Here is a 20,802-nt window from a genome sequence, read left to right as displayed (position 1 = left end):
GGCTGTTGTGAACTCTTCGAATTTCCAGTCATATCAATCTCAAATAATATTCTTAAGCAACCAATTTAAGGTCTGTGCTACTGGCAGCTGCCAGCTGTCGTTGCAGCGTCTGCCCGCTCGTGGAAAATTGCGAATCCGAAACAGTCGCTTGAGCCCCCGTCAACCATGCACCTGTCAAACTTCCGCCTTGGGCGTATTGATACGCAAGATCACCGCCAAGCGCCACACTATCGCTACCGGACAAATGAGCTGCCAGCAGACCATCGACGACCGCCCAAGCCGTGACCGGCTGCAATGCAGCCTCTTGGAGCAATCGGGACTGATCGTAGGTCTGCACCAATTGTCCAAAGTCAAATAGCTCGACCTTATGGTTGCTTAGCGGATCAGACGACGCTTCAGAAAAATTCCCGCCTTCAGTGAAAACTTGTAAGGCAGTCACAGACTTCTTACCTGTGGTCGAATACCAATCCTTCATCGTCAACGAATCGCCTTGCCCCACATTGAGTATCAAATCATTTCCATTTTTACTCAGTGAAAGGTCAGCGTATCTAATACCTCCCCCCAAAGAAATCACATTCTGGATGCCACTTGATGTAATTACGGTGTCAGTGCCATCGCCACGATTGAATGCAAGAATATTCCGCGCGCCGCTGAGATTCAGCACATCGCTGCCGGAGCCCCCTGCCACCAGGTAGTTACCGCCGCCATTAGTCAACGTGTCATTACCAGCTCCGCCGAGCAATGCACCGTTCCCAGAAAGATCGATTAGTTGATCGTCTCCTGCGCCACCAAACAACAGATCAACGCCTGTACCACCATCAAGGATATCGTCGCCTGCACCACCTTGAAGCAGATCGCTGCCAGCCAATCCATTCAACGTCGCACCGACATCACCAGCAAATAGAGCGTTATCACGAACATTTCCTGTCCCCACAGAAGCGCCGCCCATCAGGTAAAGGTTTTCGATTTGGTCCGCCAGGACGTAGTTTAAGCTTGCCCTCACCGTATCGATACCGCCTAAATCCAGGCCATTAACAAGTTCAACCACTTGGTCTGCCTGGTTATCTACGATGTAGGTGTCGTTTCCTGCTCCGCCCCGCATCACGTCCTGCCCGATGCCGCCATCCAAAATATCACTTCCACCGCCGCCGACGAGAGTGTCATTTCCTGCACCGCCAAATAAAGTATTCCCCAGATCATTGCCCGTCATAACGTTGTCGTACTCATTGCCCTCGCCACGCACCGCGCTACCAATGAGTGCCAGGTTCTCCAGATTGGCACCCAGTACGTAGCTAAAACTGGCCTGCACAGTGTCAGCACCCTCACCAGCATTCTCGACAATGATGTCTCGTGTATCGTTGACAGCATATGTGTCGTTTCCGGCACCACCTATCAAGGTGTCGATACCAGCTCCACTGACCAACGTGTCATTGCCAGCGCCACCATTCAAAATGTTACCGAGATCGTTCGCCGTCAGCACGTTATCCAATGCGTTACCAGTCCCTTGAATAGCAGCGCCCGACAACGTCAGATTTTCTAGATTCGCACCCAAGGTGTAATTGATGCTCGAAATAACGCTATCACTGCCTTGCCCTGCCAACTCGGCAACAACATCTCCTTGGGAGTCAACAATGTACGTGTCGTTGCCAGCACCACCGGACATCACGTCGTTGCCAATGCCACCGTCGAGGACATCATTTGCCGCCCCCCCTATCAGCGTATCATCGCCTTGCATGCCGTATAGAGTGTTGCCAGAAGCACTGGCGGTCAGTTTGTTATTCAAAGAGTTGCCATACCCGATAGAGGCACTCCACAGCGTTAGATTTTCGACATTATCACCAAGCGTATAGCTATTTAGGTTTGTGAATACGGTATCAATACCTTCTCCGCCAAGCTCAATTACAGAATCCGCTACGCTGCCGACAATATAATAATCGTCGCCTTTACCGCCAAGCATGACGTCCACACCATCGCCGCCATCTAAAGTATCTGCGCCAAGTCCGCCGTAGAGGGTGTCATTGCCAACAAGTCCGTATAAAACGCTGCCAGCATCGCTAGCTCTCAGAACGTTGTTGTCTGTATTTCCTGTGGCAATGAGGTTCGCTGTCATTCCTGTCAGGGTCAGATTTTCGAGGTAATTGCCCAAGGTATAGCTCACCGAAGCCATGACGGTATCAATACCTTGTCCCGGAATTTCCCCGACAGTATCGCCTGTCGAATCAACTACATAGATATCATTGCCGTTACCGCCGCTCATGTTGTCGTTACCCGTCCCGCCGTCCAGAATGTCGTTACCGTCACCACCATCGAGCAGATCGTTCCCCGTACCGCCGTAAATCTTATCGGCGCCAGCACCGCCGTAGAGCATATCGGCTTCAGTGCCGCCATCGATCACATCATCACCAGTTCCGCCATGAATAGTATCGGCACCACCGCCACCAGAGAGCGTGTTTCCTGCGTTATTACCGTCTATATAGTTGGTCAGATCATTGCCAATGCCGATGGTCGCAGTGGTACCGGTCAGCACAAGCGCTTCGAGGTTAGCCCCGAGTGTATAGTTGATACTGGATTTGACGGTATCTCCACCTTCATTGAGATTTTCTGTAATGACATCACCAATCTGATCAACGATATAAATATCGTTGCCCAGACCACCGGCCATCGTGTCATTTCCAGCACCGCCGATCAGCGTGTCGTTGCCAGCACCTCCACTGAGCGTATTTCCTAGATCATTAGCGGTAATGACGTTATCCAGCGCATTTCCGGCTCCCTGAGTGGCCCCTCCCACGAGAGTCAGATTTTCTACGTTGGAACCCAGCGTGTAGTTCAAACTGGAAATAACGAGATCTGTGCCCTCGCTAGCGTTCTCGGTAACGACGTCGCCCGCTTGGTCGAGATAAAAGGTATCGTTTCCGGCGCCACCGATCAACGTGTCGTTCCCGGCTCCGCCAAAGAATGTGTCGTTACCGGCACCGCCGCTTAACGTGCTTCCCGCTGAGTTAGCGCGCAGAACGTTATCCGCAGTATTTCCAGTGGCGACCAATCCCGACGTTGTTCCCGTCAAGGTCAAGTTTTCGACGTTTGCTGCCAGCGTGTAGGAGATCGACGACTGCACGTTATCAATACCAGCACTAGCTGCCTCGGTGATGACGTCCGAAGCGTTATCGACCACATAGGTGTCATTCCCTGTACCGCCTGCCATGGAGTCGGCACCAACGCCGCCGTCGATTGCATCATCGCCCGTACCACCGGTTATAGTGTCGTTACCCGCACCGCCGAACAAGCTATTGCCCAGATTGTTTCCGACAATCGTATTATTCAATTCATTGCCAGCGCCCTGCGTTGCCGCGCCAAGCAACGTTAATTTTTCCAGGTTGGCAGCCAACACGTAATTTGCTGCGGCGAATACTTGGTCGGTACCTTCATTGAGGTTCTCCACAATTATGTCGCCAGATTGGTTGGTGTAATACGTATCGTTACCCAATCCTCCAGACAACGTGTCACCTGCATCATTGCCAGTTATTACGTTGTCCAACGCATTCCCAGCACCGATCTTCGCTGTGCCGAGCAATGTGAGATTCTCGACGTTTGCCCCGAGCGTATAGTCGACCGAAGACTTGACCAGATCAGTTCCTTCATTGGCGTTCTCGGTAACAACATCTCCTGCTTGTCCAACCACGTAGATATCGTTGCCTAGACCACCAATCATTGTGTCACTACCGGCACCGCCAACTAGCGTGTCGTTACCGGCGCCGCCAGACAAGGTCGATCCGGCATCATTTGCAGTCAGTACGTTGTCAGCTGCATTCCCTGTTGCACTTAGACCCGAGGTAGTACCAGTCAGAACCAGATTTTCTACGTTGGTCCCTAGCGTGTATGAAATGGCAGATCTAACCGTGTCCATCCCAGCAGAAGCGACCTCCGTCACGACATCCAACGCGCTATCAACGACGTAGGTATCGTCCCCGGCGCCGCCACTCATCGTGTCATTTCCAGATCCGCCGTCCAGGAAGTCACTACCTGTTCCGCCTGTCAGGATATCGTTACCCGCGCCACCAAAAAGGGATGCTCCCGCATTGTTAGCGATGAGGGTATTGTTCAGATCATTGCCTGTCCCAGACAGCGCCAACGTTCCCGTTAACGTCAGATTTTCGATATTGGCGCCAAGCACGAAGTTAGCAGCCGCTTGGACAGTATCAGTTCCCTCCGCAGCATTCTCTAGAACGACATCATCCGATTGCCCAACCACATAGATATCATTCCCCACGCCGCCAATAAGAGTATCGATACCAGCGCCACCAATTAGTGTGTCGTTGCCTGCCCCCCCGCTCAACGTATTACCAATATCGTTTGCAGTCAGAACGTTATCAAGAGAATTGCCTGTTCCAACAGTTGCCGATGTACCGGTCAATGTCAGACTTTCCACATTGACACCAAGCGTGTAGTTAATACTGGATTTGACCGTATCAGTGCCTGCACTGGCGATTTCAGTTACCGTGTCGCCCGCCGAATCAACAATGTAAGTGTCGTTACCTGCTCCGCCACTCATTGCATCATCACCAGCACCGCCATCCAGAATATCGTTATTGCTTCCGCCGACGAGTGTGTCATTACCTGCTCCGCCAGCGAGGCTGGCAGCAACCGTAATAGCCGAGGCATTGATGATATTTGCGCTATTGTTACCTGTACCAACAGCGGCAGTGCCTAACAACTGCAAGTTCTCGAGATTGTCACCAAGCGTGAAGCCGACATAAGATTTCACCGTATCGACACCTGCCGCAACCGCCTCGACGATCTGATCAAGCGCAGAATTGACGACATAAACGTCATCCCCGGCTCCGCCGTCCAGGATGTTACTTCCAACGCCACCATCCAATGTGTCGTTGCCGTCACCACCATATAACGTATCCGATCCGGCACCTCCGGTAATAATGTCGTTACCTGCTCCACCCGAGAGCATATTGCCGCCAGAACCGCCGACGATCACGTTGTCTGCACTATTGCCGATACCCTGCAGACCATTGGCCGTACCGGTAATTGTCAGATTCTCCAGATTGCTGCCAAGGCTATAGCTGATTGAAGACTTGACGGTATCAATACCCTCGTTCGCGTTTTCGATAATAACGTCGCTGACATCATCAACAGTGTAGATATCGTTGCCCAAACCTCCTTGCATACGATCTACCCCAGTTCCCCCATCAATGACGTCGTTACCTGTACCTCCGATGAGCGTATCGTTGCCACCGGCACCAGACAAAGTGTTTCCTAGATTATTGCCGGTAATAACATTGTCCAACGTGTTTCCAGCACCAACCGTGCCGCCCAATAAGACCAGGTTTTCTACGTTATCCGGGCCAATTGGCGCAAGGCTGTAGTTGATCGTGGAGTAGACGGTATCGATACCTTCACCAGCAATTTCGAGCACCGAGTCCGAGGCGTTGTCGACATAGTAGGAGTCGTCTCCGAGTCCGCCTATCATGCGATCGACTCCAGTGCCTCCATCCAGAACGTCATTACCGCGGCCACCAGTCAGCACGTCGTTACCGTCTACTCCGAACAAGCTGTCGCCCAGGTCGTTCGCAACAATGGCGTTATTGAGAGCATTTCCACGTCCGTTACGTGCAGCACCGGTCAGCGTCAAATTCTCAATGTTTGCTCCTAGGGTCCAATCTAACGAGGAAATAACTTTATCGGTTCCACCGGTAGTAGATACTTCATTGACGACATCCCCGACGTTATCGACAATATACGTATCAGAGCCGTTGCCGCCACTCATATTATCGGCGCCGATGCCACCATCGATATAGTCAGCGCCTGCGCCTCCTGTGATCGAGTCGGCACCTGCCCCGCCATACAAATTGACGGCAGCGGTGACGCTAGCAGAAACAGAGATGACGTTATTCAATTCGTTACCGGTCGCGGTAACCGATGCAGCCGCGACTACCAGATTTTCCAGATTCGAGGACAGCGTGTAATTCACCGAGGTATAAACGGTATCAGTTCCCTCGGTGATATTTTCTACGACAAGGTCATTGCTATTATTGACGTAGTACGTATCGTTACCCAGACCACCGATCAAGGTGTCTATACCCAAGCCGCCATTTAACGTGTCATTACCAGCCCCTCCAGACAAGGTATTACCCAAGTTGTTGGCAGTAAGTATATTGTCGAGATCATTTCCTGTACCTTGAGTGGCATTACCCAGCAACGTCAAATTCTCGACATTCGCCCCAAGCGTATAGTCGATGCTCGACTTGACCGTATCAGTACCTTCGTTCGTACTCTCGGTAACAATATCTCCCAACTGATCTACAACATAAGTATCGTTACCGGTCCCCCCAACCAGAGAGTCGTCACCTGCGCCACCAATCAAGGTGTCGTTACCAGCGGCCCCAACAAGCGTGCTTCCCGCATCGTTGGCGGTCAATATGTTGTCGGAGGCATTTCCCGTCGCTGTCAACCCGGCCGACAATCCTGTCAAGGTTAGATTTTCCAGGTTGGCGGAGAGCGCATACGTCAGACAGGTAACAACGGTATCTGTACCTGCGGCTGCAGCCTCAGTTACGACGTCATTGATGGAATCAACGACATAGGTATCATTGCCAGCTCCTCCAGCCATTGCGTCATTGCCAGTACCCCCATCGAGCCAGTCATTGCCCGTTCCACCGGTCAACGTATCATTACCCGCCCCGCCGTAGAGGTTATCTCCGCCATTGTTACCAATGATGACGTTATTCAGATCGTTTCCGGTTCCCTGGAGGGCCACGGTACCAAGCAATGTCAGGTTTTCGACATTCGATGTCAGCGCGTAACTCACCATTGATTGAACAAGATCAGTCCCTTCTCCAGCATTTTCGGTAACGGTATCGCCATTGTGGTAGACGTTATACGTGTCGTTCCCGGCACCGCCCCTCATGGTGTCGACACCAGCACCAGATCCGCCGTCCAGCAAGTCGTTCCCAGCGCCTCCAATCAAGGTATCGTTACCGTCTGCCCCACGGAGAGTGCTACCAGCATCGTTGGCGATCAGGACGTTATCCAGAGCATTTCCCATTGCCGTCATTGCTGACGTTGAACCTGTGAGAGTCAGATTCTCGACGTTAGCCGATGCGGTATACGCGACGCTAGACAAGATGGTGTCAATGCCTGCGGTCGCAGCTTCAGTGATGACATCGGAGGTGCTATCAACAATATAGGTATCGTTGCCGAGCCCTCCGGCCATCGAATCATTGCCGACACCACCGTCCAAGCGGTCGTTTCCGCTTCCACCGTTCAGAGTGTCATTGCCCGCGCCGCCCGACAGCAAAAGGTCAGAGACCATCCCGATAGCAGTGATGACATTGTTCAACTCGTTTCCGGTGCCAACAGAGCCGCCGGTCAGCATCATGTTTTCAACATTGGCGCCCAACGAATAGCTGGTGCTCGCGTAAACCGTATCCGTTCCCTCTCCCGAATCTTCAATGACAACATCGCTTGACTGGTCGACGAAGTAGGTATCGTTGCCAAGACCGCCACTAAGCGTATCAGAGCCAGCACCGCTGTAGAGATAGTCGTCGCCAGCACCTGCATTGAGCGTACTCCCTACGGAATTTGCACGCAGAATGTTGCTAGATGCATTGCCGGTGCCAACCAGCCCCGCTGCCACGCCGGTCAACGTCAGATTCTCGAAGTTCGCAGACAAGGTGTAGCTGATACTAGACTGCACTTCATCAGTACCTGCACTGGCAGTTTCAGTAATCACATCTCCGACGCTATCAACAACGTAGATGTCATTGCCCAAACCTCCAGCCATCTGGTCATCCCCGGTACCACCGTCCAGCACGTCGTTCTGATTACTGCCGGTCAAGATGTCATTACCAGCTCCACCGTAGAGCGAGCCGCTATTTGTCGTCACCAGGATGTTGTTCAACTCATTGCCCGTACCGACGGTGCCTGAATTGATCAAGGTAAGGTTTTCGAGGTTGGCCCCCAACGTGAAGGTTACAGAGCTCTTAACTATGTCTGTACCTTGGCCGGCACCCTCTGTGACAATATCGCCGAGGCTATCCACTATGTAAGTATCATCTCCAGCGCCACCCGACATGCTGTCATTGCCCGTGCCGCCATCAAGGGTGTCATTACCGACACCGCCAATCAGCGTGTCATTACCGGCCCCCGCTGACAGAGTAGAAGCTGCGTCATTCGCAGTGAGTATATTGTCCAGTGCATTACCGGTGGCCGTCAGCCCGGCTGTCGTCCCGGTTAATGTCACATTCTCGATGTTAGCGCCCGCCGTATAGCTGAAACCGACTTTAACCGTATCAACACCTTGACTGACACCTTCATTTACGACATCGCTGGCGCTGTCGACGATATAGATATCATCTCCAAAGCCACCAGCCATAGTGTCGTTACCCGTGCCGCCGTCAATGATGTCATTACCTGCGCCGCCAGTAATGGTGTCATTGCCAGCGCCACCGGAAAGAGAATCGCCAGCGCCATTCCCCAAAATGACGTTCGCCAGTTCATTACCTGTGCCTATAGTTGCGGTAGACCCGGTCAGCGTCAGGTTTTCAACGTTGGCGCCAAGCGTATAGTCAGCACTGGACTGAACCGTATCTGTACCCTCGTTCGAGTTTTCCGTCACGACGTCGGCAGACTGAGCAACAACGTAAATGTCATTGCCTGCGCCACCGATCAGAGTATCGAGGCCAACTCCGCCTATCAACGTATCGTTACCGGCGCCGCCAGATAAGGTATCGCCAAGATCATTGCCTGTGAGGATATTGTCCAAGGCGTTTCCGGTTCCCTGAGTCGCGCTTCCCTTTAGGGTCAAGTTCTCCACATTGGTTGCTAATGTGTAGTTGACCGTTGAGATGACCAGATCAGTGCCTTCACTGGCATTTTCGGTAATGACATCTCCAACTTGATCAACGTAGTAAGTATCGTTTCCTTGTCCACCAATCAATGCGTCGTTGCCGGCACCACCGATAAGCGTGTCATTGCCAGCACCGCCACTTAACGTGCTGCCGCCACTGTTGGCCCGTAAGACGTTGTCGGACGCGTTTCCGGTAGCCGTCAAGCCGGTCACGGCCCCAGTTAATGTCAGATTTTCGACGTTGGTGGATAGCGTGTAGCTGACACTTGACTGGACTAAATCTGTTCCTGCGCTAGCAGCTTCAGAAACTAGATCAGAAGCACTATCAACGATATATGTATCGTCTCCAGCGCCACCACTCATCGCGTCATTGCCTACCCCACCGTCGATAACATCACTTCCGCTGCCACCGGTGATAGTGTCATTTCCGGCGCCACCAGAAAGTATATCGCCCGCGTTATTTCCAACAATGACGTTAGCCAATTCGTTACCGGTGCCAATCGTCGCCGTTACCCCATTCAGCGTCAGATTCTCGAGGTTAGATCCCAGGGTGTAATTGATGCTGGACTGGACGAGATCCGTGCCTTCGTTCAAGTTTTCAGCGACGATATCGCCCGCCTGGCCCACAACATAAGTGTCATTGCCGACGCCACCGACCAAGGTATCGTTACCAGCACCGCCAACCAACGTATCGTTGCCGGCACCACCGGAGAGTGTGTCTCCAACATCATTTGCGGTAATTATGTTATCCAGAGCGTTGCCGGTTCCAACTGTCGCAGCAGTTCCAGTCAACGTCAGATTTTCGACATTGTTCCCCAGAGTATAGTTAATGCTCGATCGAACGAGGTCAGTTCCTTCATTGGCATTTTCCGTCACAGAATCGCCAACTTGATCAACCATATAGATATCGTTTCCGGTACCACCAACGAGCGCGTCATTGCCTGCACCACCTATTAGCGTGTCGTTGCCAGCACCACCGTTCAGCGTGGCTCCAGCGCTATTGGCAGTCAGAACGTTGTCAGAAGCATTGCCGGTTGCAACCAATCCAGCGGTAGATCCGGTAAAGGTCAGGTTTTCGACGTTGGCGCTGAGCGTGTACGAAATGGATGCAAAGATTGAATCGCTACCAGCACCGGAATTTTCAGTGACGATATCGGTCGAACTATCGACAAAATAGATATCATCCCCGGCGCCGCCTGCCATCGTGTCAGTACCTGTACCTCCGTCAATGACATCATTGCCTGTACCGCCAGTAATGGTGTCATTACCTGCGCCGCCCGAAAGCGTATCGCCGACATTGTTGCCGATGATGATATTGGCCTGATCGTTGCCCATGCCAAAGGTCGCCATGCCACCGATCAACGTCAGGTTTTCAAGGTTCGTACCAAGCGTATAGTTGATACTCGCTTTAACAGTATCAACTCCCTCTCCAGCGTTTTCGACGATTACGTCGGATATTTGGTCCACGCCATAGGTGTCGTTGCCAGTGCCGCCAACAAAGACATCACGACCGGCGCCGCCAGACAACATATCGTTTCCCGCACCGCCGATAAGTATGCTACCGGCATCATTTGCCGTAAGAATGTTATCCAGTTCGTTGCCAGTCCCCGTCAGACTGGAAGTTCCTGTCAAAGTGAGATTTTCAACATTGGCACCCAATGTATAGCTGATACTAGATTTGACTAGATCGCCCCCGGCGCCAGCCGTCTCCGTCACGGTATCGCCAATATCATCGACAATATATGTATCGCCTCCGGCACCGCCGGACATTGAGTCGGCGCCTATCCCGCCATCAAGAACATCATTACCAGTACCGCCGATCAAGGTGTCGTTGCCGCCGGCGCCCGACAATGTATTACCGAGATTATTGCCGGTAATAACGTTATCCAGGGCGTTCCCGCTCCCCGATGTCGATCCATCAATCAAGGTGAGGTTTTCGAGATTGTCGCCCAAAACATAGTTACTGTAGTTATAGGTACGAACCGTGTCTATCCCGCCACCCGCCAGTTCGACAATCGTGTCTCCATTGTGAATGGTGTAGGTATCGTTGCCGGCACCGCCAATCAACGTATCTAAACCGGTAGCTCCCGGATCCAAATAGTCGTCACCAGCGCCACCAATCAATATGTCATCGCCGGCACCGTCGATTAACGTGACGCCATTATCGTTACCGATGAGAATATTATTGAGTGAGTTACCAGTCCCCTTTTTCGCACCGCCCACCAACGTCAGGTTTTCTAACGTACTTCCAAGTATGTAATCCACACTAGAAATTACCGTGTCGGTGCCTTCGCCAGTATTTTCAATGACGGTATCGGAGACATTGTCTACGTAGTAGACATCATTGCCAGTTCCACCTTTAAGCGTATCTGCACCTTCGCCGCCGTCAAGAACGTCATTTCCAGCACCCCCAACCAATGTGTTTGACAAGCTATTACCTACGATCTTGTTGTCAAGCTCATTGCCGGTACCCGTCAATGCACTCCCAGTGAGCGTGAGATTTTCTAGATTCGCAGTGAGCGTATAGTTGACGCTGGAGCGAACAGTATCAGTCCCTTCTCCAGCATTTTCCGTGATGATGTCTTGGGCGCTATCGACGTCATAGGTGTCGTTGCCCTTGCCACCTTTCAGAACATCAATACCGGTACCGCCAACCAGAATATCGTCGCCAGCGCCACCAACCAAGGTGTCGTTACCTGCGCCACCAGACAAGACATCACCCGCATCGTTACCCGTAAGAACGTTGTCCAGACTATTGCCACCAATGCTTACGGATTTATTGCCGACGATAACCAACTGTTCAATGTTGGCTCCAAGGGTGTAGCTCTCAGAAGTGCGAATTTGATCGATCCCGTCACCGCTATTCTCGATGACGACATCGTTCGCATTGTCAACAATGTAAATATCGTCCCCGCCGCCGCCTGCCATGATGTCCGCACCCAAGCCGCCATCAATGATGTCGTTACCTGCGCCGGAGGTGATTTGGTCATTACCTTCATTTCCGAACAGGCTGTTACCAGCGTCGTTTCCAATGATCGCATTATCTAAACTATTACCTGCACCATTATTGGCAACCCCAAGTAACGTGAGATTTTCTAGAGATCCGCTAAGAGCAAAATCAATGCTGGATTTGACAGTATCAGTTCCGTCCCCATCCAACTCAACGATGACATCATTGACGTTGTCAATGAAATAGGTGTCATCGCCCGACCCACCCACGAGTATGTCAGCGCCCGCACCACCGTCAAGCGTGTCATCTCCTTCGCCTCCATTCAGTACGTTGCTAGCACTGTTGCCCGTTAAGGAATTGTCACCTGCGTTACCGGTTCCATTTATTGCCTGTATGCCAGACAAAATGAGATTTTCGAAATTGTCCTTTAGCGTGAAGCTAATGCTGGACTTGACGGTATCGTTGCCCTCGCCGGCTTTTTCGATAAGATTATCGGTGACACTATCGATTATGTAAGTATCATCCCCGACTCCGCCAATAAGCGTGTCCACGCCGGCGCCACCGTCAAGCACGTCGTTACCGGCGCCTCCGTCGAGAGTATTGTCAGCGCGGTTACCAATGATTACATTGTCCAGGGCATTGCCTGACGCCGTTCTCGCAATGCGCGGATTGTTGGTATCAGTGTCAGAACCAGGATTCGCGGCGTTTTCCGCATCGGTTAAAGTGAGGTTCTCAACATTGCTTGCGAGGACATAGCCATTGAGGTTTGTTCGAACCGTATCGCGCCCCTCACCTGCCAGCTCGACTACCACATCAGAGCCACTATCGACGACATAAATATCATCGCCAGACCCGCCGGTCATTTTGTCCGCGCCTGCACCGCCATCGAGAAAGTCATCTCCAGCGTCGCCTTGCAACTGATCGGCGTCATCACCTCCAGAGAGCATGTCGTCGCCGTCTCCGCCGAATAACGCATCAGACCCGTTGTTGCCATAGATCTCATCGTCGCCTGCATCACCTGAAACAACGTCGTTACCTAACCCACCGTCAACAAAGTCATTTCCTTCGCCAGCAAAGATGACATCGTTGCCAGCCTCGCCGAATAGCGCATCGGCGCCGCCCTCACCAAAAATCAGGTCATTAGCATTGCCGGCGAAAACCGTATCTCGACCGTCTCCGGCAAGAATTACATCTTCGTCTGCGCCTGAGTAGATAACATCGTTGCCATCGCCGCCTTCGATCGCGTCGTTTCCTTGGTCGTCGTAGATGAAATCATCACCTGCACCAGCAGAAATATGGTTATTCCCAGTGGTTCCGACAAGCGTGTCTGCCTGATCAGAACCAGCTACGTCTGAAGGTTGCGAAAATTGCGAATGGGTCAATATCGACTGACTGCCATCGGGCCTATTCAAGACGACCTTGTCGGTGACTTGAAATGTGACATCTGCCGCCTGAATTGTGCTGTTGTCATCCATGGTGACCTGAGTCATGCCATGGATAGTATTACCGTTTGAAGTGGAGAAATTCCGATCACTTGACAGCGAAATGGCTTGGACGCCGACTTGAGAAAGCGTTTTGACTTCGCCATCCTCTGAAAGACCATTTCCATTAGAATCCTGCCAAACACGCAGGTGATTCCACAACGCATCTGATGAGTCAATCTTCCCATCTTTATTGCTGTCAAATGCCGCCAACCCTTCCAAGTCGGTTTGAGCTCCGGCGACATAAGATTTAAAACTCAACTCGCCTTCACCGCTGATCTTCCCATCATCGTTCGCATCAAAGGCCAACAGACCGTCGCCACCAGTTGTCCAACCCATCTGATAGCGCCAGCCATCATCTTTAATGTCGTAAAAGGCACTACTTGTAATAGCACTTTGCAGCGTGATGCCATTGCGATCCAAATCCAAGACGATAGGCGCACCACCCTCATCGCGCCGAGCGACAGGCATCGGGAGCGTGACAACAATCGTCTTCTTGCTGGAAGCGCCATGAGAGTCGATTACAGTGATCTCAAAAGCGTCTTGGGTCGGGATTTGATCGGCGGCAAAAACGGGTATGTCACCAACAGTCCCAGCTGGCTGGACATGCCCATACTCCCACGGTACATAGGCCCAATTTCCATCTTGATCAACTAGAACTTGTCCGTACCTAGTTTTATATACCCGTGCCTCGGGCCCAGTGACGGTCGGGATTCCACGCGTCTCCCACAGAACAGACCAGACTGTAGCCTGCGATAGTGGTTCTCCGCCGCTCGTGTCATATCCGGTATAGACGGAATAGCTCAGTGCGTCGCCGTCTGCGTCATGTACCGATAGTTTCCCATTGTATAGATCGAAATATTCGACGGGGGTGTCGTGGTATTTAGTCACCCACTGGTAGTTTTTGGTAAAGTCGTCAGGATTATTGGCACCAGGAATCAACTCCGGAAAAGCTCCCATACCGGGGCTGTAGATCGGGATCGTCACAACATCTTGTGGACTATCTGCCTGGTTATTCGTGCCTACATCCTGCCCGGTCGAAGCAATAACAGTTTTAAAGCCGTAAATTGCTCGTTGTTGATGGCCGTCGCTAAGAATCTCCGGCGCGTCATTCACCGGAGCCAAATTTATTTGGACATTTGCACTTGCGGCATTGCCAAAACCATCCGTTTCCCAATAAGTAAATCCAGCGTCCGCGCCGAAATAATCTTTTTCAGGCGTGAAATACACTATGCCATTTTGCAGATTGACGATGCCATGCTTGGCATCACCCACTGAGGTCATTACCAGACCCGCCCCCGAAACATTTCCGACCTTGTCGTTTTTCAGAAGGTCATTGGCTAAAATGTTCAGCGGGATATCTTCGATTCCGTTTGCTACACGATCCATTCCTGGGGCAATGTTCGACAGGTCATCAAGCTTGGTTACAATCATCGACACGGATCCGTTGCTGGACTCGACAATGATTCCTCCCTCGACAACGTGCGTACGCACCCCAACCGCGTCAGCTTGCAAATCAGGGCTAGCTAATTGATACGTTTGACCATTCCGATCGTAGGTGCCCAGCGCATACTGCAACGCGGTAATACCCCATTCCTGAAGTGAGCGAACCTCGCCGTTATTTACGACGCCATTTCCGTCTACATCCTGCCAAATGCGCAGCTCATTGAAAACTGGATCGTAGCTAGTGATATTCCCGTCGCCATTTGCATCGACCCACGTCAATCCTGCCAGACCCCTTGCTGCATCGGAAACATAGCCGTTTGAAAATATCTCGCTGGCGTCATCGATGATGCCGTTGTAATTCCGATCAAGAACAAGAAATGCATCCTGCTTGGATATCCAGGACGTCGCCTTATAAAATCCGCTGCTATCAATATCGAAGACGATCCCAGCATCTTCTTTTGCGACAGTTTTAATGCCATCGCCATTGAGATCGAATACGACTGGCCGCCAATTTTCTACGGTGGCGTTCGGATCCAATGAAGGTGCAAGTTGATTATTGCGTTGAGCTCGTTGAAGTTCCGTCAGCCCTGCTTGTGGATCTCCAGCAAGCGTCTGCAAGTGTGCGGTCTCAACTTCCCAGAGAGGTGCAATGGCCTCTCTACCCAATGAGGAATAAATGAATTGTTGAGCTAATGTTCGATAAAATTCCGGAGAGCCTGCAATAGCATTTGTTGGTCGTCCATTTGCGTCGTAGGTCAAGCCTCTTTCGCGACCGGTCACTGGATCCATATCGTAAAGAATCCACGCCCCGCCATACGTGATACTAGGCATCCTGTTCGGAATTAATCCCAGAGGTGCGCCTGGATTTTTATTGACGGCATCATCCATAATTGACTTCAACGTTGAGAGAAAGCCACTCAACGTATTTGCCGCTATATCGCCTCCACCTGCCTGATTCCACAGAGTGCGAATGCCGATGCTTCCATCCGCGTTCCAGTCGAACTTTGCACTTCCGGATGGAGGGTCTTCGTCACCAGTTATCAGTTGCACGATCATTCCAGCAATCGCGATAATCTGACCGTAGACAGGAATAAGCGCTAAAGCACTGGTGATTGCACCAATGTAATTGCCTTGTTCCAGGTTGTAGATAGTTCCAATGCCGGCGACACCTACATCGAGGGGAGTTACAGCGCCACCCGCCGATATGGGCGTTACGGAATCCTTCACATAACTATAGACCCCCGAACTCTGCAGCGAATCCTGGAAAAAATGCGCGCCGATGTTTGTGAGCTGCGCTCCAGCATAAATCGTCCCAAGAGCATCTCCGTTTCGGATCGAGCGCTGTAGAAATGCAAGCGTTGATAATGTATTTAGCGCTGTAGCTGCCCCGGAAAGGGTGGTATTTACTTCCCCAGCATATTGCTGCATGTTCACCAGTGTGTTCACACCTGCAGTAAGAATGGGGAGGGGCTTGCCGCTCTGGATTGCCTGCACGAGCGAGAGGAAATTTGACGTGGCAGCTAATGCATAGGGTAAATTTGCTGAACCAGTATCAGGATACTGGTCGCCGACAGATCCATCTGGATTGAATCGAACCAGTTTATCCGTTCCCGTTGAAGTATCAAATACCGACTTCCAGTAATGGCCATCATTGACCATTTGCACAATTAACGATCCATCTATGGCTCGCAATTCCGTATAAGAGCCATCCTTATACAATACTGCTGCCAACTTATTTCCCTGATCATCAATGAGGATGTAGTTACCGTTTCCATCATCGGCAATGCGAGCATCAGGAAAATCTGAGAGAACGGATTCCCATGCAGCTATGCGTTCCGGTGACGCACCGTCGGCTCCATTCAATCCTGCACTCAGAGCTGATTTTTGCAACATCGAAAGCCGAAAAGCGATTGATAGATCCAAATTCGCTTCGGCGTATGCTATGCCGTTATCAACGACAAAATTGTCGCTCGCACCATCAACTGCTGCGGTCTTCCAGTTTCCATCTTGGTCAAGTATTTGATAATGCTTGCTGCCGGAGTCATACCGCCAGTTTGACGAATCTATGCGCTGAATAACCCCATCGATGAGCGCGGAACCGGTGCCTGATTTGTCAAAAAATGCCCAATTCCCCGTAGCAGCGTTGTAGTAATACAATACTGCTCCATTAGAATTCAGGGAATAGCTGCTACCGCCGTTAATCCAGCGATTCAGCTGCGTAGCTAGCTCGACTTGCATTGAGGCCGGCGCCGTCAAAAATGTATTAGTTATTCCCTCCGCTCCGGTAGCGAACCATATGCTACGCGCCTTCCCTTCGTCTACATCCGCCAATATTGTCTGATCACTCGCACGGACTCGACCGGCTTCCAACATGACCGCACCAGGAGTGTTGTACCAATGAGGAAGCCACGACATGGTAGTAGTGGTAATGAGTTTTTCAACAAGGATATCGATCGCTGCGTACGGGGATATTTGATTTTTCCGGAGGGCAGAGACATAACTTTTCTCTATGAAATCGGTTGTAGGGAGGTTAAGATCACCCGCACCATCTAGGCGAACAATTTCATCTATATAGTTATTCAGATGCTGCGCCGCGACGACATCAAATTTTGAGAAATCTGCTCCTGCTTGATCCCAAATGGATCGAACAATGGCCCATGGCAGCGACCCAGGTTGATTGATGACTGCCACAGCACTGACAGCATAGGAATCACCGAAACCAGCCAACTGGCCCCAAACTTGCCCGACCGTCAAATTCCCGTTATTAAGCTGCGTCTGGAATACTTTGATTTGAGCAACTTGCGTTGCTGTGAGCGTCAAAACCCCCATTTCCCATCCCTTTTTATTTGTATATCGTGAATGTCTGAACAATCATTGCATCAACAGAATTTTCTACTCCCGCTAGTACTTTTTCCCACTCCGGAAGCAAATCAAAGCCAAAATCGATAGTTATCCGAATAGCCGGATTATTCTTCGACACCAGGTCCGCATTGCACATCGGGCGAGGAACATATTCCTGGCATGAAATTACCGTCCTGGGTATTGAATTTGTTGTATAGAATTTTGCTCTTGCTGAAAAATACGGTCCCTTAGGATTATCTTGGTCAACACCAATAAACTGCAGCCCATTTAAGCGAATTTTATTCGTCACGTCTTCTTTAAGGCCGCCCGAATCAATTTCCTTCTGAAGCCAAGCCATCGTTTTAACGGGATTTTTAGGGGGTGAATGCCCAATGCCGACCGTCATTTGCCCAGGACAAGCATCATAGCTATTGACTTCTTTCCGAAGGGCACTGCAAGCTTTGCTATCGCCAAAGCCTGAAAAATTCGGGTAGTACATCTCCAAATAAAACTCGTACTTTCTGACTAACCCCGGGCGGTCAGCTTGTTTAAGAAATGAAGCAGTAGGAACCCGAAGATGAACTATTTCGTTAGCACCTTTTACCAGCATTCTCGGTTCGACCAAATAATCTGCGTATCCATATTGATGGACAATATTCGGAACATGTATCGGTTCTTGCGGGCTTACTCGCTCTGCTTCAATATCAAATGGAATAAATTGTGCATGCGCGTAAAAAATAATTGAATATAGAAAAAGTGATAGAGCAAGTGATATCAATTTTTTTCTCATACTGGCTCCGAATTTTTCTTAGATAAAGTCGCCCGACATTGTCTAAAGATTGTCGTTATGGTCATTTTTAGAAACTCCATTGCTAGGAACTTCGAGAAGACATTTCTCGCCAATTCGTATAACTTCATCAATTTGTAGATTTTTCGGAAGTTGGTGTGTAATGAAGAGCATGCTTACTTTTCTCCTCAAGGTATTAATCGTTCTCGCAAATTGTTCGGCCGTCTCAGAATCAAGTGCACTGGTGGCTTCATCAAAAATGAGAATTTTGGGTCTCTTTAACAAAGCTCGGGCAATTGCAAGTCGTTGCTTTTGTCCACCTGACAAGCCAGCGCCTCGCTCACCAATCTCGGTTTGATATCCTTGCGGGAGACCTTCGACAACGGCATGAATTTCAGCCATCTTGCACGCCTGAACAACCTGATCAAAAGTCGCCTGTGGATTTGCAAACATCAAGTTGTCATAGATGGAACCGGAGAACAAATTCGTCTCCTGTGGAACGATGCCGAAGTAGGACCTCAGTTCATTCGCTGCCAAGTGCCGAATATCCACGCCGTCAATTTTTATTTGTCCTTCTGCAGGCTGATAGAAGCCTTGCAAAAGCTTGGCTAGCGTCGACTTTCCTGAGCCCGATGGTCCAATAAGAACCGACGTAGTTCCCGGTCGCAACGTGATGTTGAGATGCTGGTACAGATAAGGCCGGTCGCGCCCATATTTGAAAGCGACATCTATGACTTCGACTCGGCCCACTTGCTTGGCATCTCTGCTAGGCAAAACAGCATAGTGCTCCGCTGGCGCATCCATGATATCCGCCAAGCGTTTTACCGATATGGACGCCTGCTGGAATTGCTGCCATAAGCCCACGAGGCGCAAGATGGGCTGGCTCAACTTCCCTGAAAACATTTGAAATGCGACTAACATGCCGATAGTGAAGGCTTCGCTAGCACCAGTGGACGCGTTCATCACCTGCCAGGCGCCGACAGTCAGGACAAGCAGCGTCATCAACTGCTCCAGCATGTTGGCCGCAACGTTATACGTGTTCGCAATCTGACGCGTCTGAAATCCAGCTTCGAGATAGCTGGCCAGGTAGCCTCTCCATTTTTTTGTTAATTGTGGTTCCATCTGGAGACTTTTGACTGTCTCCAGGCCAGAAACATATTCGGTCAGAAATGCCTGATTTCGAGCCCCCAGCAGAAACTGGTAGTTCATGCGCGTTCTGAAAATCGGCGCGATGGCAACCGATAACAGCGCGATTACTAACAAGATACCCAGTACCATCAAGGTCAGGGGCACGCTGTAGTAGAACATGATGCCGACGAAAATTAGAAGGAATGGCAAATCCAATATCAATGTAACGATACTGGACGACACAAATTCACGAACACTTTCGACACCGTGCAAGCGAGCGGCAATAACTCCAGTGGGCCGATTCTCGAAATACGCTAGCGGCAATCTGAATAAATGCTCCATCACCGCCAAACCGAGCTGTGCGTCTACTCGATTGCCTGTGTGGAGAACGAGGTATTGACGAGCCCAAGTCAGTATGGCGTTGAAGACCATGAACACCGCAAGCCCGATACCCATCACGATCAACGTGCTGCTCGTTTGATGCACGACCACCTTGTCGATGATTACTTGCGTAAATAAAGGGGTAGCTAAAGCAATCAGCTGTATGACCAGGGAAGCGACGAGTACATCACGCCAAATTGATTTGTGTTTCAATAAAACAGGAATAAACCAGGAAAAACCAAACCGCTTCCTGCTGTTCGAATCAGGATCGGAAACACTCTTATTGACCACGAGACATTCAATAAATTGTCCCGTAGATAAGGCGTTAAGCGCCTCTAAAGTTAGTTGAACGGGTTTTTGCTGCCCAGGATAGAACACCCAGACCCCTTCGGGATCAGCTTTGACGGCAAATAGAATCTCTGGTTCTTTCTGAAGGGAGCCAGTGGCATCTGCTTCAGTTTTGCTAGTTTCCCCGATTTTCTTGAGTTCGATAAGGCAAGGAAACTTCGCCTTCTGAATCTTACGGATTCCGGTTTTCAGTGTGCCGGTAAGTCCCAGGCGTCGACACGGCTCGACGAGGGAAGAGAATGTGTATGGTGGGGGAAATGACTGATTCAGTAATGCAGCATCGAATGGGATCCGATTTACTTGGACCGCACTCCCTATGGCCCACACGACTTGATCGCTAGATAGGTATTCCGTTTGAAGTTCAGGCGCCACAATTCGTTCGACCATTTTTGAAGCAGATAACTGCTACCCATTTTTATCAGGAAAGGCTTTAAGAGCCCACCTGCACTTGCACCATCGGAAGTTAATTGAACGCTGAATGTATGGGTGAACCTTCTCCAGCAAAAATCCCGCCCCTCGCTCGAAAAAGAAATTTCATCGAAGGCAGCTGCAGACCGGCAACGACGATAGGCGCGTAGGGCCT

At 50.7% G+C, this 20,802-nt stretch carries 3 protein-coding genes; all 3 read right to left on the bottom strand.

Annotated elements, in window-relative coordinates; all coding sequences use genetic code 11:
* Nucleotides 1–52: 52 nt before the first annotated feature.
* Genes PMI40_RS23580 through PMI40_RS00240 form a run of 3 tightly spaced genes read right to left on the bottom strand, consistent with a single transcriptional unit; the run spans nt 53 to nt 20,606 of the window.
* A complete protein-coding gene (locus PMI40_RS23580) occupies nt 53–17,605 on the bottom strand; it encodes a hypothetical protein (protein ID WP_157221403.1) in 17,553 nt (5,850 codons plus the stop codon).
* Nucleotides 17,577–18,365 carry a hypothetical protein gene (locus PMI40_RS23575; RefSeq protein WP_008110908.1) on the bottom strand — a complete coding sequence of 263 codons (789 nt, stop codon included), beginning with the start codon at nt 18,363–18,365 and terminating at the stop codon, nt 17,577–17,579. The genes PMI40_RS23580 and PMI40_RS23575 overlap by 29 nt, the downstream gene beginning before the upstream one ends.
* Nucleotides 18,366–18,407: 42 nt before the next feature.
* Complete coding sequence (locus PMI40_RS00240) at nt 18,408–20,606, bottom strand: peptidase domain-containing ABC transporter (RefSeq protein ID WP_008110905.1); 2,199 nt, start codon at nt 20,604–20,606, stop codon at nt 18,408–18,410.
* Nucleotides 20,607–20,802 lie beyond the last annotated feature (196 nt).

It is taken from the genome of Herbaspirillum sp. YR522, from assembly GCF_000282575.1.
Classification (GTDB): domain Bacteria; phylum Pseudomonadota; class Gammaproteobacteria; order Burkholderiales; family Burkholderiaceae_D; genus Herbaspirillum.
This window is presented reverse-complemented; position numbering and strand designations above follow the sequence as displayed.